The organism is Desulfonauticus submarinus, assembly GCF_900104045.1.
Taxonomy (GTDB): domain Bacteria; phylum Desulfobacterota; class Desulfovibrionia; order Desulfovibrionales; family Desulfonatronovibrionaceae; genus Desulfonauticus; species Desulfonauticus submarinus.
This window is the reverse complement of the sequence record NZ_FNIN01000002.1, coordinates 73,697-95,958: the sequence shown is the minus strand read 5'-3', so window position 1 is coordinate 95,958 and position 22,262 is coordinate 73,697. Positions and strand designations below refer to the sequence as shown.

The following is a 22,262-nucleotide window of genomic DNA, read 5'->3' as shown; positions in this document are numbered from 1 at the left end:
AAATATGAGAAAACTTATTGTATAATTTCTTCTTGTCCCATACTTTTTTGTAGATTGGCAAGAGCAATATTATAATTTGCCAAAGCGCTAATGTACTTACTTTCAGCCTCAGTTAATTTGGCTTGCGCATCTAATACATCTGTATTTGAACCCAAATTGGCTTCATATCTTGCTGTAGCTAAAAGAAAGGTTTCTTTGGCCTCTGCAAGGGCTTTTTTAGTAGCCAAAATACTTTGTTTAGCACTTTGAAGATTGAGATAAGCTGTTTTTACTTCTAGTTTAATTTTGTTTTTTAAGTCGTGGTAAATTGACTTTAGTCGATAAATATTTTGTTTTGCTTGTTTTACTTTAAACATAGTGCTTCCTGATTCAAATAAAACCCATTTTGCTCCAATGCTTACTTCCCATTTACTAGGTGGCTCATAAGGTGTTCCTTTTACATCTGGATCAGTTCCATATCTATAATAAGTTGCATCTGCTCCAATTTGAGGGAAAAAAGCACTTTTAGCCATTTTTTCTTCTTTTTCAGCTACTTCTATACTTTTTTGGGCAATAAAAATTTCAGGTCTATTTTTTAAGGCCTCTTGTTGACATTTAGCTAAGCTCAATAAGAACGGGATATACTCTAGGTTTGTTGTATCTTTAACTTCAGGTTCTTCAGATAAATTAGCAAGAGTAGCTAAAAGAGCTTTTTGAGTAGAAACAAAATTTTTTGCTTCAATAATTTGTTGTTCTGTTTTTGCTAATTCTGTTTTTGCTTGCAGTACTTCTATTTTAGGTTTTAACCCAAGTTTATAAAAATTTTCAATTACCTTTAGATGATTTTGAAGACGCTCAATACTTTTAGAAATACTTTTAACTAGTGCCTTTCCTTTGAGGAGGTTAAAATAAGTTTGTTTTATCTGAAACGCTATTTCTAACCTTACTTTTTTTATTTGTTGAGATAGTTGTTCTTTTTGTATTTTTGCTTTTTGATAGGAATTTAAAAGATATGTTCCAGTAAATAGAGGTTGGTGAAGGTTTAATTCAAAAATCCAAAGATGTTTATCTCCTATTTGTACGCCATTTAAAGTTGGAGCTTTGTCTTTTTGAAGAAATATATATTTAGAAGTTAGTTTCGGTCCCATCTGACTGTGGGCAGCTTTTTCACCATATTTTCCTGCTTGTAAGGCATGTTTAGAAGCTGTAATAAGAGGATTGTTTTTTAGTCCTAAGTTTAGAAGTTGCTCGAGAGTATAAGTTCTTGCATAACTTGGTTTTAAGAAAGCAATACTTAGTAGCATCCAGAAGATAATATTGATTTTTTTCATAGCTTTACTCCACTATAAGGTGATCTTGGCTTGGTTTTGCAGAGCTCATAAAAAATGCCAATGGAACTAAAAAAAAGATCATAATGCCGAAGATGAAAAAGGCATCATTAAATGCTAGCATTTTTGCCTGGGCTATTACTTCTCTATATATAAGAGCCAGTGTTTTTCCTGTGGGCATTAAATTTAATTTATGTTCGATAAAAGAATTTAACATAAGTACTTTTTGTTTTAGCCATGGATTATAAGGTGTTATATGTTCTACTAGATGATGCTGATGAAATTGAGAACGTTGAGATAAGAGAGTTGTTGATGCTGCGGTTCCAAAACTTCCCCCTAAATTTCTAAGCAAGTTAAATATACCTGTAGCGTTTCCCATTTCTTGTTTGGGAATATGGACATAGGTGGCTGCAGCTAAAGGGACAAAGAATAAACCCAGCCCTATTCCCTGGATGATTCGAGGGAAGGCTATGGATATAAAATCTGCTTGTAAATTAAAGTCACTCATCAAGATAAGAGAATAACCTAGAATAGCAATACCTATTGCTAATAAATATTTTGGATGTACTCCTTTTCTCATCATTTCACCAACAACAGGCATAATAAGGAGAGTGGCAATACCACCTGGACCTAAAATAAGACCAGCCCAAAGGGCTGTATATCCCATTAATTGTTGTAAATATAGAGGAAGAAGAACAATTCCTCCAAAAAAAGCAAAGAATCCTAAAAACATGATTATATTGCCTAAAGTAAAGGTTCTGTCTTTAAATATTTTTAAGTTAACCACAGGATGTTTACTTTTAAGCTCCCAGATTACAAATAGAGTTAGGGTAATGGCCGCAATTATACTTAAAGTGAAAATAAAGTTGGAGTTAAACCAGTCTTCCATTTCCCCTTTATCTAAAACAATTTGTAAACTTCCTAATCCTATGGTGAGCAGGCTAAGCCCTATATAGTCGATATATTGTTTAGTTTTTGTTTTGATATATTCAGGGTCAAAAATAAACATTATGGTAAATAAAACTGCTAAAATACCTGCTGGTAAATTTATATAAAATATCCATCTCCACGATAAATTGTCTGTGATCCATCCTCCTAAAACTGGACCTACTGTTGGCGCAAGAACTACTCCCATTCCAAATATAGCCATAGCAACTCCATGTTCTTTAGGAGGAAATGTTTCAAGTAAGATTGCTTGAGATAGAGGTTGTAATCCACCGCCACCAATTCCTTGTAAAATGCGAGCAATTATTAGTATTTCTAAGCTAGGAGCTGCTCCACATAAAAGGGAACTAAAGGTAAATAGAATAATAGAAAATAAAAGATAGCGTTTTCTGCCAAACATATTAGCTAACCAACCAGTTATAGGAATAATAATAGCGTTTGATACAAGATAGCTGGTTAAAACCCATGTAGATTCATCTACACTTGCATTTAAACTGCCTTGAATATGTGGTAAAGATACATTAACTACACTGGTATCCATTACTTCTATAAAAGTAGGTAAGATAACTGTAAGAGCTATAATCCACTTATTTACTTTTACTTGTTTTTGCATAATTCAATACTTGAAAAAGTAGTTAGTTTTTAAGAGCTTGTCGGAGCCTAGGTCCTGTTTTTTTACTTGTGTCAACAGTTACTTCTAAAGATAAGCCTACACGTAAGGGATATTCTTTGGGTATAGGAGAGGTGAAGATAATTTTTACTGGAACTCTTTGAACTACTTTTATCCAATTTCCTACAGCATTTTCTGGTGGTAAGAGAGAAAAAACAGTCCCTGTACCTGCTCTAATACCGATTACCTTTCCTTCTAATTTTAAATTAGGATAAATATCTGGTTTAATAATGGCCTTTTGGCCTATATACATATGAGTTAATTGGGTTTCTTTAAAATTTGCTTCAACATAGATTTTGTCTAGAGGAACAATTGCCAGTAAAGGTTCTCCTGGCATTACTCGATCTCCGATCTGAATTTTTTTCTGCGCAATATAACCAGAAATAGGTGCTTTAATTTTTGTATAAGATAAGTTTAAATCTATCTGCGATATTTTGGCGTTAATCTCCTCCAAACTTGCTTTAAGAGCTTTTAAGTTAGCCTTTACTAAGGCTAATTCTTTTCTCAAGGCTTGATTTTTTTTGAGAACTGCTAAGGCTGCTTTGATTTTTGCCTTGGCTTGACCAGAGACTTTTTGAGCTGCTTTGATTTGATTTTCTACTGCCTTTAATTTTTCTTCCAAGGTTTTTACTAGATTTTGATTTTGTTCAAGTGTTTGTTTAGCAATAAGATGTTTTTCCCAAAGCTTTATAAACCGCTGAAGATCTTTGCGGGCTTGAGAAAGGGCAATAATAATTTCTTGGCGTTGATTTCTCAGCGTAGCAATTTGATTTTCTGTTTGGGACTTTAACAATTTGGCTGCCTTAAGATTGGCCTCTGCTGCTTCTACTGCAGCTAGGGTTTTAGAATCTGTGGTCTGAAGACGTATTTTTTCTCCTTCTATTTGAGCTAAAATTCTTTTTTTGATACAAAGTAATACTTTTTTTTGGGCTAAAATATCTTTGGGATCAAGCTCTATTAGAGGATCCCCTTTTTGTACGTAGTCGTCATTATCTATATAAATTTTTTGAATATTGCCTGGAATTCTAGAGGATACTCTGGCAATATCTGCTTCTACATAGGCATCATCTGTATATTCAGTCCCATATAGGAATATGTACCAATATATGAAATAAAGAAGCCCTAAAGAGAGAAAGGCAATTGTAGCTAATTTTAATTTTTTGTTATTTTTGCTCATATAAAACTCCTTCTAAAAAAATCTCTGTTAGATTGTTCGCGATCTCTTCTATTGTATAACCGTTAAATTCATCGTCAGGAAAAATTGTTTTTAAAAGTAAAGAATAATATAGAAGAGCAAAAAAGAATTTTGAAAGCAAGTGTTTATCCATTTTTTTTATTTTTTTCTCTTGGATCCAAATTTGAAATAAGCTCTCTAAACGAGAGAAAAATATATTTCTGAGCTTGCTCAAAATATTTTTTGATATCTCGTGTTCTTCTAAAGAGGCATATAAAAAGATTTTTACAAACGACGGATCCTTGGTATTGCGTTTTAAGAATTGGACTACAATGCTTTTTAAAGTTTCTTTTAATGAGTTTTTGGGTTTTAAAGGAAAATAAAAACCAATATCCTTAATTTTCTGTTCTAACAGATTTAAATAAATTTCCTCTTTGCTTGAAAAATATTTATACAAAGAAGCTTCGCTAATTCCAGCTTCTTGGGCGAGCATTTTAGTTGTAGTGCCCTTGAATCCTTTTTGGGCAAATAATTTTTTAGCTGCTTTTAATATTTTTTCTCGTCTTTGACTTCCCTTTAAGCGCATGGTGAGTAAATATTCACTTACCAATGAAAGTCAAGATTTTTTTATTTACAAAGTTTTATATTTTCTAATTGGAGTAGAATTTTTTTCAGTTTAAGTCCATTGGAGAATCCTCCGAGATTGTTTTTTCCTAACACGCGATGACAGGGAATGATGAGCGGGAATGGATTTCTGGCCATTACTTGCCCAATGGCTCTTGCTGCTTTGGGCTTATTTATCCACAAGGCCAGTTTAGAGTAGGTAACAGTTTGGCCAAATTGAACTTTTTTAAAGAGCACTTTTAAAACCGTTTGGCTAAACTGAGATAGAATATGCCAAGCAAGAGGAGGATCGAGCCAATTAATAGGAGTTTGGGTAATATATTTTTGGAGATTATTTTTAATGAGATAAGAGTAAGAAGAGTAGAATAAAATTTTTTCTTTTTGGGGTAAGCTAATCTTAGTTTGAATGATAAGATTATTTTGCCAACTTACTTCTAAGCTAAATAGATTGTTGCTAAAAATTTCTGTTATAATTTTGGTTTGCATTATTTTGAAGAAAGTTTTTGACCTTGAATAATATTATTTTTTTCTAAATAATTTTTAATAGCTTGTAATATTAAAGCTTTATTTCCAGCCCAAGAAGGGGCTAATAATTCTCCTGGAGCTGGATCTCCATTTAGGCGGTGTACTACAATGTCTGGTCTTAAATGAGCAATTGCTTCTCCTAACCAGGTTATATACTCTTCAAGACTGAAAGGAATAAATTTTTTTTGCTTCCACCATTTGGCTAATACAGTGTTTTTACACACATATATATTATGAAATTTAATCCCGTGGATTGGCAGTTTATTGAGAAAATGGATAGTCTGAATGAAGTCCTTTTTGTTTTCCAAAGGAAGACCTGCTATTATATGAGCGCATACTTTAATATTATATTTAGCAGCTAGATTCACAGAGTTGACAAAGTCTTTGGCTGTATGTCCTCGATTGATTATTTTTAGAGTATTATCATTGGAGCTTTGGAGCCCAATTTCTAACCAAACTTCTTTAAAGTTAAAAGAGTTGATGAGTTGGATTTTTTCTAGGTTTAAACAGTCAGGTCTAGTCCCTAAGCAAATACCTGCTAAATTAGGAAAGTTTCTTATTTCCTCAAGTACTGATTTGATTTTTTCAAGAGGTCCGTAGGTGTTAGAATATGATTGGAGATAGGCAAGAAATAGTTTTGCTTTATATTTACGTTTGAATTTTTCTTGAAAAAGTAAGTATTGCTCTGTTAGACTAAGACCATGTTTACTTAGATTGGTGCCAGAACCTTTGGGGTTGCAAAAAATACAGCCTTGTGTAGAAAGAGTGCCATCTCGGTTAGGGCATGAAAAGTTTGCATCTAGGGGTATTTTTTGGACTCGTTGTCCAAATTGTTGGCGGAGGTAGGTATTTAGACTTAAATATCTTTGCATGGTGAATTTTTTTATTTTTTGTGAATAATGGAGTAAATTAAATGTTTAAAATAGTAAATAGTATTTTAGGGACATTTTCTACAGATTTGGCTATTGATTTGGGAACAGCTAATACATGTGTTTATGTAAAAGGGAAAGGTATAGTGTTAAGTGAGCCTTCAGTAGTAGCTGTGCGGCGGGATGTGAGAGATGGTAAAAAAGTTTTAGCTGTGGGGAGTGATGCCAAAAGAATGCTTGGTAGAACACCAGGAAATATTGTGGCTGTTCGTCCAATGAAAGATGGAGTTATTGCAGATTTTGAAGTTGCAGAGGCAATGCTTAGACATTTTATTTGTCGAGTGCATAACAGTAGAAAGTTAGTAAGACCAAGAATTATTGTAGCAGTACCATCTGGGATTACTCAAGTGGAAAAAAGAGCTGTTAGGGAATCTGCCCAAAGTGCAGGAGCAAGAGAAGTCTATTTAATAGAAGAGCCTATGGCTGCTGCTATTGGAGCAAATTTACCTATTACTGAACCAACTTCCAATATGGTAGTTGATATTGGTGGAGGTACAACAGAAGTTGCGGTGATTTCTCTTTCAGGAATTGTTTATAGTAGGTCTGTGAAAGTTGGTGGAGATAAAATGGATGAAGCAATAATTCACCATGTAAAGCGTAAATATAATATGTTAATAGGTGAAAGTACTGCTGAAATGATAAAAATGAAAATAGGTTCTGCCTATCCGTTAACAGAAGAAATTGAAATGGAGATTAAAGGGAGGAATTTAGTTTCAGGGATTCCGCAGCATATTACTATTACTTCTGAAGAGATTAGAAAATCTCTTTCAGAGCAAGTTGATAGCATTGTGCAAGCTGTAAAATTAGCCTTAGAGCAAACTCCTCCAGAGCTTGCAGCAGATATCGTAGATAGAGGTATAGTGCTTACAGGAGGAGGAGCCTTATTAAGAGGTTTAGATGCTTTACTTAGAGAGGCTACAGATTTACCTATTACGGTAGTAGATGAACCTTTATCTACTGTAGTTTTAGGTGCTGGAAAAGTGTTAGAGAATTTAGATGTTTTAAAGGAGGTAACCATAGATTAGCACTTGGAAGGTAAAGCCCTTTAGGGCTATTTTATATTTTTTGCTGTTTTATCTTCTAATTTACACCCTTAATGCCAAAACCAAAATATTAGATAAGTTTTTGGGCTCAACAGGGTTAGAAATAGTAGGTGTTGGTTTGCGTCCTATAGATTATATTTTTGAACAAGTAGAAGATTTTTGGACTTCTTATATTTATTTAGTTGGAGTAAAACAGGAAAATGATTTTTTAAAAAAGAATCTAGAACAACTTCAGGTTGAAAATTTAGCTTTAAAAAATCAATTAACGTATTTACATCAATTCTTTACTATTTTTAAATTACGTCCGTTTCCTCAGTATAAATATACTGGAGCGAGAATAATAGGGAAAAAACTCGGTCTATCAGGGTTACTGGAGTCTGTTATTATTAATAAAGGATATAGAGATGGACTTAAAGAGGATCTAGCAGTTTTTTCTCCAAAAGGGCTAATAGGAAAAATTCAAAAACTTTCTCCCCACTCTGCACTTATTTTGTTAGCCATAGATCCAAATAGTAAAGTAGCTGTTATTTCAGAACAAAGTAGAGTTCCTGGAATTATAAAAGGAGAAGGATATGGCAAATTAGGTACATTGCTCTATGTTCCTCAAAGTTCTAAATTAAAAAGAGGAGAATTGTTACTTACTTCTGGTACAGATGAAATTTTTCCTCCAGGTTTACCTGTAGCAAGAGTCGAGAGCATTAGAAATACCGACCTTTCCTTGTTTTTAAAGATAAAAGTTTCTTTTGAAGTTGATCCTTACTTGCAAAATGTTGTTCTTGTGATGTTAAAATGAAAAAAATAGGTTTTTTTTTTATATATACTTTTTTAACAATTAATTTGATGAAATATATAGATGTTCCTGAGCTATTTAGTCCTATTTTGTTATTTCTTTTAAAAAAAGATGAATATAGTTTGTTTTGGATATATGGATTGTTTGTTGTTGTTCTTGAGGAAGGTGCTTCTCTTTTACATTTTGGTATATTTTTCCCTTTCCTTTTTGTACAGTTTTTTATTTTTTGGTCTTTAAAAGTATATATTTCTTCAGACAATATAATATTTGATTTTATCTATTTTTTCATACTATCGTGTAGTTTACACTTTATTGTGTATATTTTGTCTTATCTTCAAAATATTTATATTCAAGGATTTAATGTATTTTTGTATTTTACACTAAATATTTTTTTATATTTTATACTAGAATTTTGTTGCTTTAACTATGAATTTACTAAAACCAAAAATTAATTGGGAAGAAGATTATTCTTCAAAAATTCTAATAGGAGCAATTGTTGTTGTTTTTATTGTTTTTGGTTTACGGCTTTGGTTTTTACAAATTTTAAAAGGAGATTTTTTTGCTAAAAAGTCATTAGATAATAGAACTAGATTGACAAAGATATATGCTCCAAGAGGGCTTATTTTTGATCGAAATGGTAGACTCCTGGCATATAATGAACCTGCTTATGATTTGGCTATAGTTAGGGAGGATTGTAGGCAACATTCATGTAAATTTTACTTAAGGTTTGCTTCTAACATACTAAAAATAAATTTAGAAACCATTGTTAAAAAGTTTAAAAAAAGAGTAAAGCGGGTTAAACCTTTTGAACCGTTGGTATTAGTTTCTAATTTATCATTTAGGGACCTAGCTCGGCTTGAGGCCCGTATTTCAGAGTGGCCAGGTTTTAGAATTATTGTAAGACCCAGAAGGCATTATAAGTTTAGCAAACCTTTTTCTCATGTGTTGGGATATGTGGGGATTGTAGATGAAAAAGAGCTAAGTGAGGATCCTGAGTTGGATTCAGGGGATTATATAGGTAAAGGGGGGATTGAAAAAGTTTTAGAGAAAAGGCTTAGAGGTAAAAAGGGAATAAAAAAATTAGAAGTTAATGCGTTGGGAAGAGTATTTAAGGAAGAAATAGTAAAGCCTCCTATCCCAGGAATTGATTTATCCTTGAGCCTAGATTTAGATCTTCAGCGCTATATTTATAATATTTTAGAGGAAAAAGCAGGAGCTGTTGTTGTAATGCGGCCAGAAACAGGTCAGGTTTTGGCTTTGGTAAGTTCACCTGGGTATGATAGTAACAAATTTGTTTTAGGAATTAGTAGTAAGGACTGGGAGAGCTTAGTTAAGAATCCATTACATCCTTTAAGAAATAAGGTAATTCAGGGCCTTTATCCTCCTGGATCTGTCTTTAAATTGGTGGTAGCTGCTTTTTTACTGGAAAAGGTTCCTCAATTTTTTGATCAAGAAAAGATTTTTTGTCCTGGATATTTAAAATTAGGAAGAAGAATATTTAGATGCTGGAAGCGAGTTGGACATGGATGGGTAGATTTAAGAAGGGCCTTAGTGGAATCCTGTGATGTTTATTTTTATAGTAGAGGAGAAGATATAGATATTGATTTGCTTCATGATTTTGCATTGGAATGTGGGTTTGGTAAAACCACAGGCATTGCTTTACCTTTTGAGAAATCAGGACTTATTCCTTCTAGAGCTTGGAAACTAAAGAGATTTAAAGAGCCATGGCAAGGAGGAGAAAATTTAAATGTAGCTATTGGTCAAGGATATGTTTTAGTAACTCCGCTTCAAGTTGCTAGGTTTATATCGGGATTAGTTAATAATGGGATTTCCTATACTCCCTCTTTATTTTTAAATGAAAAGAGATTAACTCCCCAAATTTTACCAATTAATAAAAGAAATAGAGAAAAGATCCTTTCTGCTATGATAGAAACAGTAGAAAGTGAACAGGGGACAGCTAGATGTTTAAAAATAAAGGGAGTTGTCCTTGGAGCTAAAACAGGTACTGCTCAAGTAGTAAAATTAAAAGATGATAAGAAAAAAAATAAAGACGTTCCCTATAAGTATAGAGATCATGCTTGGATGGCTAGTTTTGGAATAATTAAAGGAAAAAAGTATGTAGTAGTTTGCTTAATGGAGCATGGAGGACACGGAGCCTCGGGAAGTGGACCAATTGTAAAATCAATTTATGAGTATTTGTTAAGAAAAAGTAGCGAATAAATATGTTTGATAGACGATTAGTAGAGAATATAGATTTTAAACTTATTTTGGTAGTTTGTGCTTTATTTTTAGTTGGAGTTATAAATTTATACTCTGCTAGTGCCTATAGATTTGAACAGGGGATAAATGTTACTCCTTTCTTTATTAAACAAATTATTTGGGGTTGCATTGGTTTTTTGGGATTTTTATTTATTATTTTGTTTGATTATAGGCATTTAAAATATTTTGCATGGTATTTATATTTTGCATCGATATGTTCTCTATTACTTGTATTTTGGATAGGAAAAGTTGTTTATGGTGCTCGTCGTTGGATAGATTTAGGATTTTTTAATTTTCAACCAAGTGAACTTGCAAAGATTAGTACTATTATTTTAGTTGCGTATTTATTAAGTAAATATGAAGATGTTATTAATAAAAAAGTATTATATAAAATATCTTTTTTGGTATTTATTCCGTTTTTTTTAATCATAAAACAACCGGATTTAGGAACAGCGATATTATTATTAGCTTCTATAGGAGGAATGGTATTTTATAAGGGGATTCAGAGATCAATAGCTAAAATTCTAATTTTTTTTATCCCGGTAGTGTTACCAGTTTCGTGGTTTTGTTTGCATGACTATCAAAAAGAGAGGATTTTAAATTTTCTTGACCCATCGAGAGATCCATTAGGTGCTGGTTATCATATTATTCAATCTCAAATTGCTATTGGTTCTGGTAGATTTTGGGGCAAGGGGTTTCTTGCTGGCAGTCAAAGTCAGCTTAGATTTTTACCTGAGAAACATACAGACTTTGCTTTTGCAGTTTTTGCAGAAGAATGGGGATTTGTAGGAGCAATATTTTTACTTTTTTTATTTTGTTTTTTCCTATATCAGATGTTGCAGATTGCTTTTCAAGCAAAAGACAGATTTGGTCGCTATTTGGTAATAGGCATATTTTTTTATTTTTTGATTCAAATTGTGATTAATATGGGAATGGTTTTAGGGCTTATGCCCGTGGTAGGGGTTCCATTACCTTTTATTAGTTATGGTGGAACTTCTTTAGTTATAAATTTTATTTTAGTGGGGTTGGTGATAAATGTTGGTATGCGCAGGTTTATTTTCAAAAATGTCTAGGAGTGAAGAGATGGCAAAAGATGAGTTCAATGCCTTTTTAGGGAAAGGTACGCATTATGAAGGGAAACTAGTATTTGAGGGTACTGTAAGACTAGATGGGAGTTTTACAGGCGAGATTGATTCTGTTGGAACTTTGGTAGTTGGTCAAGAAGCAAAAGTAAAAGGAGTGGTCAAAGTCGATCAACTAGTGGTTAGTGGGAGAATAGAGGGGGAAGTTAAGGTTCAGAGTAAGGCTGTATTTTATAAAGGAGCTGAATTCTTAGGCAATTTAGATACCAATATTTTGGTTGTGGAAGAAGGAGCAAAAATTCACGGCAAGGTAAGTATGAGTAACCTTGGTAATAGCGAGACAATAGAAGAAGTACAAGAAAATATGTGAAATCTTTAACAACCAAGCGTTTACAACAGAAAAATGGGCTTGCTTTAAAGAGTTTTTATGAAAAACTCTTTGACACAAGGCGTTAAATTAGCTAAAGCCCGAATGACTTTGAACAAAAATTCACATACTTTGAAGGGGGCACTATGATAGAGTTAAATTTTACCTTTTTTATTCAATTAGTTAATTTTCTAATTGCTCTCCTAGTTTTGAACCTCATTTTGTACCGACCCATTCGTGGAATTATGCGCAAGCGTGCGGAGCTTATGAGTTCTAGAATGGAGGAGATAGAGAAGTTTACTAGTGCAGCAGAAGAAAAATTGGGTTCATATGAGTCAGCTTTAGATGAAGCAAGAAAAAAGGCCCAAGAAGTACGTGGGCAACTCAAAGAAGAAGGGTATGTAGAAGAGAAAGCTTTGTTGAGTGCTGCCATGTCCGAAGCTGCAGAAGTTATTAAGGCTGCTCGAGCTAAATTTGAGCAAGAAAAAAGTGCTGCCTTAAAGTCTTTAGAGGCTAAGGTTAATGATTATGCGGCAAAAGTGGCCTCCAAGATTTTAGGAGAGGCCTAAAAATAGGGCTAAGGAGGTAGGGAAGTTGAGTAAGAGGTGGAAAACGGTCGCAGGGCTCGGCTTGACGCTGCTTTTGGTGGCAGGAGTGGCTTGGGCCTCGGAACATGGCGGTGGAGGTCATGGTGATAAGATCATGAATCTTGTCTATCGAGTAATTAATTTCATTTTGGTAGTGGGAATTATTTACAAGTTGGTAGGCAAGAGAATGGCAGAGTTCTTTTCTGGAAGGACGCATCAGATAGAAACGGAGTTAAAAGACTTAGAAGAGAGAAGAGCCCAAGCAGAGTCTAAGTTGAAGGAAGTAGAAGCTAAAATAGCTAATTTAGAAAAGGAAAGAGAAGAAATTTTGCAAGCTGCCAAAGAGCAGGGTGAAGCTGTGAAGGCCCAAATTATTGAAAAGGCCAAAAAGTCTGCAGAGCAGATAAAAGAGCAGGCTAAAATCACGGCCGAACAAGAAGCAAAAGCAGCCTTTGATCAGGTTAAAGCAGAATTAGCAGATAAAATCGTAGAGGCTGCTGAAAAGATGATTCAAGAGAGGTTGAGTGGGGATATTCATAAGAAACTTATTAATGAATATCTAACAAAGGTGGTGATAAATTGAGAGGGAACATAGTAGCTAGACGGTATGCACGAGCCCTTTTTGCATTAGGGCAGAAGGAAGGACAAGATGTCCTTTTAAAGTATGGAGAGAGTCTTGAGGCTGTATGTGCGGTTTTAGAAGTAGCCCCTGAGCTTCTTAGAATATTTTCTAATCCTATTTTTACTGTAGAGGAAAAAAAGGCTATTTTAGCCAAGGTTCTGGAAAAGGTAGATCCAGAGCCAATGGTAAGAAATTTTTGTTTTCTTTTAGCAGATAAAAATAGATTGGCTTTTTTGCCAGAAATAAAAGCTTATTATGGTCATTTGTTAGATTTAGCTCAGGGTATAGTTAGGGGCGAGCTTTTTACAGCCATTGAACTAGAAGAGGAATTAAAAACAGAAATTGCCAAAAAACTTGAAGAACAGTCTAAGTCCAAGGTGGTGTTGGATTATAAGGTAGATCCAAACATCTTGGGTGGACTGGTTTTGAAGGTGGGGGATAAGGTTTTGGATGCCAGTATTAAGGCTCAGTTACAAATTTTGAAAGAAAACATAAAAAGGGGTGAGTAGTGGCCATGCAAATCAGAGCAGAAGAAATCAGTCAAATTATTGAAGATCAGATTAAAAATTATGAACAACGGGTAGAAATGAGCGAGACAGGTGTTGTCCTGTCAGTAGGTGATGGTATTGCCCGTGTTTATGGCGTAGAAAACGCCATGGCAATGGAGCTTTTAGAGTTCCCTGGTGGTGTTATGGGAATGGTTTTGAACTTAGAGGAAGATAGTGTTGGTGTTGCCCTTTTGGGTGAGGATACTCACATTAAAGAAGGTGATTTGGTCAAAAGGACAGGTAAAATTGTTCAAGTTCCTGTAGGTGATGCAGTTATTGGTCGTGTTATTGATCCTTTGGGAAATCCAATTGATGGTAAAGGACCAATTCAGGCTAAAGATTTTAGGTTTGTAGAAATTAAGGCTCCTGGCATTATGGCAAGAAAGCCTGTGCATGAACCTATGTATACAGGTCTTAAAGCCATTGATGCTATGACTCCTATTGGAAGAGGGCAACGTGAGCTTATTATTGGTGACCGTCAAGTTGGTAAAACAGCTATTTGTATAGATGCTATTTTGGCCCAAAAAGAGACAGATGTATATTGTTTTTATGTAGCTATAGGTCAGAAAAAATCTACAGTTGCTCAAGTAGTTGATACTTTGGAAAAATATGGGGCCATGGAGTATACAACTGTTATTGCTGCTACAGCTTCTGAACCCGCTGCTTTACAGTTTATCGCCGCTTATTCTGGGTGTACAATGGGCGAATATTATAGGGATAATGGAAAGCATGCTCTTATTATTTATGATGATCTTTCTAAACAAGCTGTGGCTTATCGTGAGATGTCTTTGCTTTTGAGACGTCCTCCAGGACGTGAAGCTTTTCCTGGTGATGTTTTCTATTTACATTCTCGTTTACTTGAACGTGCAGCTAAAATGCATGATAAATTGGGAGCAGGCTCTCTTACAGCGTTGCCAATTATTGAAACCCAGGCTGGTGACGTTTCTGCATATATTCCAACAAATGTTATTTCTATTACAGATGGTCAGGTATATTTGGAACCAAGCTTGTTTTATGCTGGTGTTCGTCCTGCAATTAACGTAGGTTTGTCGGTTTCTCGTGTTGGTGGTGCTGCTCAGATTAAGGCAATGAAGAAAGTCGCAGGTACTCTTCGTCTTGATTTGGCTCAGTATCGTGAATTGGCTGCGTTTGCCCAATTTGGTTCTGATTTAGATAAAGCTACTAAACAAAAACTTATTAGAGGTGAAAGGTTGGTTGAGTTGTTGAAACAGCCTCAATACCAACCAATGCCAGTTCAAGAGCAAGTAGTTTCCCTTTATGCTGGTACTCGTGGTTTTATGGATGATTTACCTGTAGATGCAGTTCGTAAATTTGAAGATGGATTGTTAGATTATATGAGAAATCAACGTTCAGATATTTTAAATGAGATTAAAGAAAGTCAAGATTTGAGCGAAGAGCTTGATAAAAAACTTGCAGAGGCAATTAATGAATTTAAGAAGACCTTTAAGGCTTAAAGGGAGAAATAATAATGGGTGCATCATTAAGGGATATTAAGCGCAAAATAGATGCGGTTAAAAAGACCAAACAAATAACCAAGGCCATGAATATGGTGGCCTCGGCTAAGCTGCGTAATGCCCAGCTTAGAATTGAGCGCTTTCGTCCCTATGCTGATAAATATTTTGAAATTATAGCTGATTTGGCAGCCAGGGCTGATGCAAGTGTTCATCCTTTGCTCGAAAAAAGAGAAGATATAAAAAGAGTTGGTATTATTTTAGTGACTTCGGATAAAGGATTGTGTGGTGCTTTTAATACCAACTTGTGTAATGCTGCCAATAAATTAGCACAGTCCAAAAAGGCTGAAGGCAAGGAAGTAAAATTTATCTGTGTAGGGAAGAAAGGAAGAGATTTTATCCGCAAGACAGAGTTTGAAATTTTGGATGCTAAGGTTGAGGTGTTAAACCACTTTGATTTTCAGCTGGCAAATGAAGTAGGGGAAATGGTGATAGATAAATTTCTATTGAAAGAGTTAGATGAAGTATATGCTGTTTTTGGGAAATTTGTTACAGTGGTAAAACAAGACCCTACTACTACAAAGATTTTGCCTGTTGAATCCGTAGAATCAGATGCTGAAGGTGGAAGTGGCAGTGAATATATTTTTGAACCTTCAGTGGAAGGACTGTTGGCAGAATTGTTGCCTAGGTATGTTAAGGTGCAGATATATAGGTCACTTTTAGATACTTCTGCGAGTGAGCACGCTGCTAGAATGACAGCAATGGACAATGCAACCAAAAACTGCGATGAATTGGTTAATTCTTTAACTCTTGTTTTTAACAAGGCCAGACAGGCTAGCATCACAGCTGAACTTATGGATATTGTTGGTGGTGCAGAAGCCTTAAAAAATGCTTAGAATAAGGGGGCTTTTAAAATGAGTGAAAATATAGGCAAAATTGTTCAGGTTATTGGTAACGTTATTGACGTAGAGTTCCCTGAAGGGAAGCTGCCCAATATCTTAAATGCTCTTACTTTATCCAACCCAACTATTAGTGATGAGCCAGATAACTTAGTGGTAGAAGTGGCTCAGCATTTAGGTAATAACGTAGTACGTTGCGTTGCTATGGATACAACAGACGGCTTAGTGAGGGGTATGGAAGTAAAAGATACAGGTGCACCAATTCAGGTGCCTGTAGGTCCTTCTGCTTTGGGTCGTGTTTTAAATGTTGTGGGTCGTCCTGTGGATGATATGGGGCCTGTTAAAGGCGAAAAAATGTACCCCATCCACAAAGAGGCTCCAGCTTTTGTTGAACAAAGTACTACCATTGAGTTGTTGGAAACAGGTGTTAAAGTTATTGACCTATTAATCCCCTTCCCAAAGGGTGGTAAGTTAGGAATGTTTGGTGGTGCTGGAGTTGGTAAGACTGTTATTTTGATGGAGCTTATTAATAACATTGCTAAGCAGCATGGTGGTATTTCTGTATTTGCTGGTGTTGGAGAAAGAACAAGGGAAGGGACTGACCTTTATTTGGAAATGAAAGAAGCAGGTGTTTTGGAAAAAGCGGGTTTGATTTATGGTCAGATGAATGAGCCTCCAGGAGCTAGAGCAAGAGTTGCTCTTACTGCTTTGGCTATGGCAGAATATTTTCGTGATGAAGAAAATCAAGACGTGCTTTTATTTATTGACAACATTTTCCGTTTTACTCAGGCAAACTCTGAGGTATCTGCTCTTCTTGGACGTATGCCTTCTGCAGTAGGTTATCAACCTACTTTGGCTACAGACTTGGGTGCTCTTCAAGAGAGAATCACCTCTACTAAAAAAGGTTCTATTACTTCTGTTCAGGCTGTTTATGTTCCTGCTGACGACCTTACAGACCCTGCTCCAGCAACTACTTTTGCTCACTTAGATGGAACCATAGTTCTTTCTCGTCAGATTGCAGAACTTGGTATTTATCCTGCGGTGGATCCTCTTGATTCTACTTCTCGAATTTTGGATCCAAATGTTTTAGGTATAGAACATTATAGTGTAGCTCGTCAGGTTCAGCAGATTTTGCAAAAATATAAAGATCTTCAAGATATTATTGCAATTTTGGGTATGGATGAGCTTTCTGATGAAGATAAACTTATTGTATCCAGGGCCAGAAAAATTCAGAGATTCTTATCTCAACCATTCCATGTTGCTGAACAATTTACTGGTAAGCCAGGTCGTTATGTTAAATTAGAAGATACAATTAGAGGATTTAAAGAAATTATTGAAGGTAAACATGACGACATCCCTGAGCAGGCTTTCTATATGGTAGGTACAATTGAGGAGGCTTTGGAAAGAGCTAAAGAAGCATAAAAAAAGGTGGCATTATGGCACGTACATTAAAATTAGAAATAGTTACTCCGGATAGAAAGCTTTTATCTGAAGAAGTAGAGTATGTAGCAGCCCCAGGAATAGAAGGTGAATTTGGTGTTTTACCAAATCATATAGCCTTTTTATCAGCTTTAGGGGTTGGTAGTCTCTACTATAAAAAAGATGGAAGACGATATTATGTTTTTGTTGCAGGTGGTTTTGCTGAAGTAGGGCAGAATAAGGTTTCTGTACTTGCAGAGGTAGCAGAAAGAGCCGAAGAAATAGATTTGGAAAGAGCAAAAAAAGCCATGGAAAGAGCAAAACAAAGACTGCAAGAACAGGTAGATAGAGAAGCCTATGCTAGGGCTAAGGCCTCTTTAGCAAAAGCATTGCACAGAATGCGTTGTAGAGAGTGTGCTGTGCAAGCTGGAACTTGTAATATGTAGATAATTTAAAATCTTTTCTTGACCTTTATAATGCCCCACCCATAAAATGGTGGGGCATTTTTTTTCAAAGAGGGAATGATATGAAGAGTATTGTATTGGTATTAGCGGCAGGAAAAGGCACTAGAATGGCCGCCAGTTGTCCTAAGGTTATGCAAAAGATTTTAGATAGACCTATGTTATGGTATGTTTTAAGGACATTAGAAAAAAATTTTAAGGGACACATTTATCCCATAATAGGTTATAAAAAAGGAGAAATAGAACAATATTTTCCCTTATATCAGGAATATTTTATTTACCAAAAAGAACAGTTGGGAACTGGACATGCTTTGCAGTCTGCTTGGGATATTATAAAACGTCTTAATCCCAAGTATGTCTTAGTTACTAATGGAGATACTCCTTTGGCTTTGCCTCTTCATTTTCACAGGCTTGAAAAAACAATAGAAGAACAAGGGGCAAGTGTTGTTTTTTTAAGCTTGGAACTAGATGATCCTGGTTCTTATGGTAGAGTTTTACGAGATAAAAAGGGAAATATTTTGAAAATAGTAGAGGCTAAAGATTCATCTCAAGACTTAACTTCTAGAGAAGTAAACGCAGGTATATATTGTTTTAAAAGGGAATTTTTAGAGGAATATTTATTTAAATTGCAGAATAAAAATGCTCAACAAGAGTATTATATTACTGACTTGATTGAAATAGCTATAAAAAATAACCTAAAAGTGTGTGCTTTAAATATGGGATACTGCCCAGAACTGATGGGAATAAATACTCCTGTAGAGTTGGAACAACAGGAGGAAGTTTTAAGAAAAAGAATAGTATATTCTTTTTTAGAAAAAGGTGTAAGTATCCATTTTTCTAGGATGGTGATAATTGGACCTGAGGTGGATATAGAAAAAGGTGTTGAAATAGAGGGACCTTGTACGATTTTAGGAAAAACAAAATTAAGAAAAGGATCTGTGATTAAAAGTTATACTTTTATAAAAGATTGTGATATTGATGGAATTGTTTATGAATTTTCTCATATTGTTGGGAGTATAATTAAAAGGGGAGCTCAAGTTGGACCTTATGCTAGGTTAAGGCCGGGAGCAATAGTAGAGTCTAAGGCGAGAGTGGGTAATTTTGTAGAAATGAAAAAGAGTGTGTTAGGAAAAGAAAGCAAGGCCTGCCACCTTACTTATCTTGGAGATGCTAATATTGGTCCTAATGTTAATATAGGTGCTGGTACTATTACTTGTAATTATGATGGTAAAAATAAACATCAAACAATAATTAAAGAAGGTGCATTTATTGGAAGCAATTCAGCCTTGGTTGCACCTGTACAAATAGGTAAGTATGCTTTGATAGGAGCAGGTTCTACTATTACTAAAGATGTTCCAGATAATACACTGGCAATTGCTCGATCAAAACAAGTAGTTTTAAAGAAGAGAGGCAAATGAATTGCAAGTGAATTATATTGAGTTAGTGGAAAAAAAAATTAATGAAATTCTAACTAAGTTTTATCAACTAAAACAAGAAAATATACTTTTAAAAAGAGAATTAGAAAAAGAAAAACAAAAAAATCAGCATGTTAGGATAAAAGTAGAGAAATTGTTGCAAAAAATTGAGGAACTCAATATAGATAAATGAAGATGCCTGGCTATACTTTAAATATTTTAGGACTGGAGGTGTCTTTTAAAACGGATGCTCCTCCTGAAAGAGTAAATAAAGCCAAGGCTTTGTTGGAAGATAGGTTTAGAGTCCTTGAAGAGCGAGGAAGGAAGTTAAGTAAGGAGAAATTGTTAATATATTTAAGTCTAAGCTTAGCTGATGAGTATTTAGTATTGAAAGATAAGCAGAAACAAATGGAAATACAATTAGCTAAGCTTTTAGATAGATTAGATAACGAAGAAATCTAAATGTCCTGGAAGGTACGTGATAGTGAGAGTATATTTTGAGCCAACACCCACCTCTTGGGAGCCATTGTGTATTTCTGGTGTGCATGCCTCTGTTAAAAGAGGAAGCCTAAAGGAAATACTTTGGCGCCCACCTATACAAAAGAGGTTCAAAATGCCTCGCTACACGGCCTTCCGGGGTTTTAATTTCATATAACCCTTTCTTTTAGCCTTCCCTAACTCTTCAGGACATTTTTATTACGTCTTAAGGGACGTTTAATTTATAGATGTAAGGAGTTGGTTATGTTAAGTAGTATAATTATTACTGCATTTATTACATTTGGAGTTGGAGCTGTTATTGGAGTTATTGTTTATAAGTATTTTTTGGCTAAAGAACTTTCTGAGAGTAAAAAATTAGCAGACAAAATTTTAGAAGAAGCTAGAAAAGAGGCTTCAGCTCAAAAAAAAGAAGCCCTATTGCAAGCTAAGGATGAGATTTTTAGACAAAAAAAAGAATGGGAAAAAGAATGTAGAGAAAAGGAAAAAGAATTAAAACGTCAAGAACAGCGTCTACAGGAAAAAGAAGAGAGAATAGAAAAAAGACTTGAAGACGTTTCTCAAAAAGAAAGAGAACTTTTAGCATGGGAGAGCAAACTTTCTAGAGAAGAAAGGAAATTAGAAGAAAAAAATAGTCAACTAGAGTCTCTAATTTTAGAACAGACCAAGAAACTGGAAGAAGTTTCAGGTCTCACTAGAGAAGAAGCCAGAAGACTTCTTTTAGAGGAGATGGAAAATAAAGTAAAACACGAAGCTGCTAAGAGAATGAGACAAATAGAAATGGAAGCCCAGGAGCAAGCTGCTAAAAAGGCCAAAGAAATATTGGCAACGGCAGTACAGCGATATGCTGGCGAATATGTTGTAGATAACACGGTTACAGTAGTAGAACTTCCTAATGAAGAGATGAAAGGACGGATTATAGGTAGAGAAGGTAGAAATATTAGAGCGTTAGAAGCAGCTACAGGAGTAGACCTCATTATAGATGATACTCCAGAAACAGTAGTCCTTTCAGCTTTTAACCCTCTTAGAAGAGAGATAGCTCGTCAAGCCTTGGAAAGACTTATTAGCGATGGCAGAATTCATCCTGCTCGTATAGAGGAGGTGGTGGAAAAAGTTCAGAGGGAAATGGATGACAAGCTAAAGGAGATTGGAGAACAAGCTACTTTTGACGTTGGAGTGCATGGTATTCATCCTGAACTAATCAGATTATTGGGTCGTCTTTATTATCGCACATCTTTTTCCCAAAATGTCTTACAACATTCTTTAGAAGTTGCATTTCTTTGCGGTATTATGGCTGCAGAACTTGGTTTAGATGAAAAATTGGCCAAAAGAGCAGGGCTTTTACATGATATTGGAAAGGCTGTAGACCATGAAGTTGAAGGACCTCATGCTTTAATTGGAGCTGACTTGGCAAAAAAATATGGAGAAAGTGAAGAAGTAATACATGCTATTGCAGCTCATCATGAAGATGTCTCTCCTTCTTCTGTGTTAGCAGTTTTGGTTCAAGCTGCTGATAGTTTATCTGGAGCTAGACCAGGAGCAAGAAAAGAACTTTTGGAAAATTATGTTAAGAGGTTAGAAGAGTTAGAAAATATTGCTACAAGTTTTGAAGGAGTAGAAAAGGCTTATGCTATTCAGGCTGGTAGAGAACTTAGAGTGATGGTAGATTGCGAAAAGATAGGAGATGATAATACTTATTTATTATGTAAAGAAATAGCCAAAAAAATCGAAGAAGAAATGACCTATCCTGGACAGATTAAGATTACAGTTATTCGTGAACGGCGCGCTGTGGATTTTGCAAAGTAGATTTTTTGATCTAGTTATATAATAAAAAGGTCTTAGATATGACTTTAAATGTTTTATTTTTAGGAGATATTGTAGGGCGACCGGGAAGAAGAGCGGTCGCCTTATTTTTGGAACAAAATAGAGAAGATTTTGATTTAATTATTGCCAATGCTGAAAACGCTTCAGGAGGACTTGGACTTACTCCTAAGAATGCCAGACAGTTAAAAAATTTAGGAATAGATGTACTTACTTCTGGAAATCATATTTGGAAATATAGAGAAATATATGATTTTTTAGACACCCATACATGGTTAATAAGACCTTTAAATTATCCCAATGCTCCTGGCCAAGGCTATACAATTGTAAATACTCCCAAATCTAGGGCTTTGATTATTAGTCTTCAAGGAAGAACTTATATGGAACCCATTGATTGTCCTTTTCAATGTGTTGATAACTTGTTAAAGAATTTAGACTTTAATGGGCCTATTTTGGTGGATTTTCATGCAGAAGCATCTTCTGAAAAAAGAGCAATGGGAGTTTTCTTAACTAAAAGAGCAAGTGCTGTTTTAGGGACTCATACTCATATTCAAACCAATGATGCTCAGATTCTAGATGATTTTACTGGTTATATTGCGGATGCAGGTATGTGTGGTCCTAAAGACTCTGTGTTAGGTATGAATAAAGAAATTGTTTTGGAAAGGTTTTTATTTAAAAGACCGGTTAAATTTAAACTAGCTGACGGACCGCTTCAAATAAATGGAGTTAGGGTAAAAATAGATTTGAGTTCTAATAGATGTGTAGATATCTCAACTGTTCAAAGAATTTTTTCTAAATAAATATTTCA

General features: G+C 34.9%; 24 protein-coding genes and 1 other RNA gene. 19 read left to right on the top strand and 6 right to left on the bottom strand.

The annotated features are described in order from the left end of the window. Nucleotides 1-14 precede the first annotated feature (14 nt). From BLP60_RS02955 to mnmL, 6 genes are read right to left on the bottom strand one after another with little or no spacing between them, the layout of a single operon-like run. Complete coding sequence (locus BLP60_RS02955) at nucleotides 15-1,310, bottom strand: TolC family protein (RefSeq protein WP_092063184.1); 1,296 nt, start codon at nucleotides 1,308-1,310, stop codon at nucleotides 15-17. Nucleotides 1,311-1,314: 4 nt separating this feature from the next. Continuing rightward, the gene (locus BLP60_RS02950; RefSeq protein ID WP_200779099.1) at nucleotides 1,315-2,865 is read right to left on the bottom strand and encodes a DHA2 family efflux MFS transporter permease subunit; all 1,551 of its coding nucleotides are present in this window, start codon (nucleotides 2,863-2,865) and stop codon (nucleotides 1,315-1,317) included. A gap of 22 nt (nucleotides 2,866-2,887) precedes the next feature. Next, on the bottom strand, nucleotides 2,888-4,099 hold the full coding sequence (locus tag BLP60_RS02945; RefSeq protein ID WP_092063178.1) for an HlyD family secretion protein: 1,212 nt from the start codon (nucleotides 4,097-4,099) through the stop codon (nucleotides 2,888-2,890). Beyond that, on the bottom strand, nucleotides 4,086-4,682 hold the full coding sequence (locus tag BLP60_RS02940; RefSeq protein ID WP_092063175.1) for a TetR/AcrR family transcriptional regulator: 597 nt from the start codon (nucleotides 4,680-4,682) through the stop codon (nucleotides 4,086-4,088). Before BLP60_RS02940 ends, BLP60_RS02945 begins: the two co-directional genes overlap by 14 nt. Nucleotides 4,683-4,723: 41 nt before the next feature. Further along, complete coding sequence (locus BLP60_RS02935) at nucleotides 4,724-5,206, bottom strand: methylated-DNA--[protein]-cysteine S-methyltransferase (RefSeq protein ID WP_092063172.1); 483 nt, start codon at nucleotides 5,204-5,206, stop codon at nucleotides 4,724-4,726. Next, nucleotides 5,206-6,117: a tRNA modification radical SAM protein MnmL/YtqA gene (mnmL, locus tag BLP60_RS02930; protein WP_092063170.1), complete on the bottom strand. Its 912-nt coding sequence runs from the start codon at nucleotides 6,115-6,117 to the stop codon at nucleotides 5,206-5,208. Before mnmL ends, BLP60_RS02935 begins: the two co-directional genes overlap by 1 nt. A gap of 41 nt (nucleotides 6,118-6,158) precedes the next feature. Between mnmL and BLP60_RS02925 the strand changes: the two genes are divergently transcribed. From BLP60_RS02925 to BLP60_RS02835, 19 genes are all read left to right on the top strand, one after another. Then, nucleotides 6,159-7,199, top strand: coding sequence for a rod shape-determining protein (locus BLP60_RS02925; RefSeq protein WP_092063167.1), 1,041 nt, complete (start codon nucleotides 6,159-6,161; stop codon nucleotides 7,197-7,199). Between the two features lie 100 nt (nucleotides 7,200-7,299). Then, nucleotides 7,300-8,010: a rod shape-determining protein MreC gene (gene mreC / locus BLP60_RS02920; protein ID WP_159427677.1), complete on the top strand. Its 711-nt coding sequence runs from the start codon at nucleotides 7,300-7,302 to the stop codon at nucleotides 8,008-8,010. Next, the gene (locus tag BLP60_RS02915) at nucleotides 8,007-8,459 is read left to right on the top strand and encodes a hypothetical protein (RefSeq protein WP_092063162.1); all 453 of its coding nucleotides are present in this window, start codon (nucleotides 8,007-8,009) and stop codon (nucleotides 8,457-8,459) included. Before mreC ends, BLP60_RS02915 begins: the two co-directional genes overlap by 4 nt. Next, nucleotides 8,434-10,227 carry a penicillin-binding protein 2 gene (gene mrdA / locus BLP60_RS02910; RefSeq protein ID WP_092063159.1) on the top strand — a complete coding sequence of 598 codons (1,794 nt, stop codon included), beginning with the start codon at nucleotides 8,434-8,436 and terminating at the stop codon, nucleotides 10,225-10,227. Before BLP60_RS02915 ends, mrdA begins: the two co-directional genes overlap by 26 nt. Nucleotides 10,228-10,229: 2 nt before the next feature. Beyond that, nucleotides 10,230-11,339, top strand: coding sequence for a rod shape-determining protein RodA (gene rodA / locus BLP60_RS02905; RefSeq protein WP_434963925.1), 1,110 nt, complete (start codon nucleotides 10,230-10,232; stop codon nucleotides 11,337-11,339). Between the two features lie 10 nt (nucleotides 11,340-11,349). After that, a complete protein-coding gene (locus BLP60_RS02900; protein ID WP_092063153.1) occupies nucleotides 11,350-11,718 on the top strand; it encodes a bactofilin family protein in 369 nt (122 codons plus the stop codon). Nucleotides 11,719-11,861: 143 nt separating this feature from the next. Further along, nucleotides 11,862-12,284, top strand: a complete 423-nt coding sequence (locus BLP60_RS02895; protein WP_092063150.1) for a F0F1 ATP synthase subunit B — start codon at nucleotides 11,862-11,864, stop codon at nucleotides 12,282-12,284. Between the two features lie 25 nt (nucleotides 12,285-12,309). Continuing rightward, complete coding sequence (locus BLP60_RS02890) at nucleotides 12,310-12,885, top strand: F0F1 ATP synthase subunit B (RefSeq protein ID WP_234970936.1); 576 nt, start codon at nucleotides 12,310-12,312, stop codon at nucleotides 12,883-12,885. Then, nucleotides 12,882-13,433, top strand: a complete 552-nt coding sequence (gene atpH / locus BLP60_RS02885) for an ATP synthase F1 subunit delta (RefSeq protein WP_092063147.1) — start codon at nucleotides 12,882-12,884, stop codon at nucleotides 13,431-13,433. The genes BLP60_RS02890 and atpH overlap by 4 nt, the downstream gene beginning before the upstream one ends. A 5-nt stretch (nucleotides 13,434-13,438) precedes the next feature. After that, complete coding sequence (atpA, locus tag BLP60_RS02880) at nucleotides 13,439-14,947, top strand: F0F1 ATP synthase subunit alpha (protein ID WP_092063932.1); 1,509 nt, start codon at nucleotides 13,439-13,441, stop codon at nucleotides 14,945-14,947. 14 nt (nucleotides 14,948-14,961) lie between these two features. Then, entirely contained in the window at nucleotides 14,962-15,840 is an 879-nt protein-coding gene (locus tag BLP60_RS02875) for a F0F1 ATP synthase subunit gamma (RefSeq protein ID WP_092063144.1), read from the top strand. A gap of 18 nt (nucleotides 15,841-15,858) precedes the next feature. After that, the gene (atpD, locus tag BLP60_RS02870) at nucleotides 15,859-17,265 is read left to right on the top strand and encodes a F0F1 ATP synthase subunit beta (RefSeq protein WP_092063140.1); all 1,407 of its coding nucleotides are present in this window, start codon (nucleotides 15,859-15,861) and stop codon (nucleotides 17,263-17,265) included. 14 nt (nucleotides 17,266-17,279) lie between these two features. Continuing rightward, on the top strand, nucleotides 17,280-17,708 hold the full coding sequence (locus BLP60_RS02865; protein ID WP_092063137.1) for a F0F1 ATP synthase subunit epsilon: 429 nt from the start codon (nucleotides 17,280-17,282) through the stop codon (nucleotides 17,706-17,708). 80 nt (nucleotides 17,709-17,788) lie between these two features. Beyond that, the gene (glmU, locus tag BLP60_RS02860) at nucleotides 17,789-19,141 is read left to right on the top strand and encodes a bifunctional UDP-N-acetylglucosamine diphosphorylase/glucosamine-1-phosphate N-acetyltransferase GlmU (protein ID WP_092063134.1); all 1,353 of its coding nucleotides are present in this window, start codon (nucleotides 17,789-17,791) and stop codon (nucleotides 19,139-19,141) included. 1 nt (nucleotide 19,142) lies between these two features. After that, nucleotides 19,143-19,331: a hypothetical protein gene (locus tag BLP60_RS02855; RefSeq protein WP_092063131.1), complete on the top strand. Its 189-nt coding sequence runs from the start codon at nucleotides 19,143-19,145 to the stop codon at nucleotides 19,329-19,331. Continuing rightward, nucleotides 19,328-19,600, top strand: a complete 273-nt coding sequence (locus BLP60_RS02850; RefSeq protein WP_353640736.1) for a cell division protein ZapA — start codon at nucleotides 19,328-19,330, stop codon at nucleotides 19,598-19,600. Before BLP60_RS02855 ends, BLP60_RS02850 begins: the two co-directional genes overlap by 4 nt. After that, a non-coding RNA gene (ssrS, locus tag BLP60_RS02845) (6S RNA) lies at nucleotides 19,600-19,782 on the top strand. Before BLP60_RS02850 ends, ssrS begins: the two co-directional genes overlap by 1 nt. A gap of 97 nt (nucleotides 19,783-19,879) precedes the next feature. Continuing rightward, nucleotides 19,880-21,439, top strand: coding sequence for a ribonuclease Y (rny, locus tag BLP60_RS02840; protein WP_092063128.1), 1,560 nt, complete (start codon nucleotides 19,880-19,882; stop codon nucleotides 21,437-21,439). 38 nt (nucleotides 21,440-21,477) lie between these two features. Beyond that, complete coding sequence (locus tag BLP60_RS02835) at nucleotides 21,478-22,254, top strand: TIGR00282 family metallophosphoesterase (RefSeq protein ID WP_092063125.1); 777 nt, start codon at nucleotides 21,478-21,480, stop codon at nucleotides 22,252-22,254. The last annotated feature ends 8 nt before the right edge of the window (nucleotides 22,255-22,262 follow it).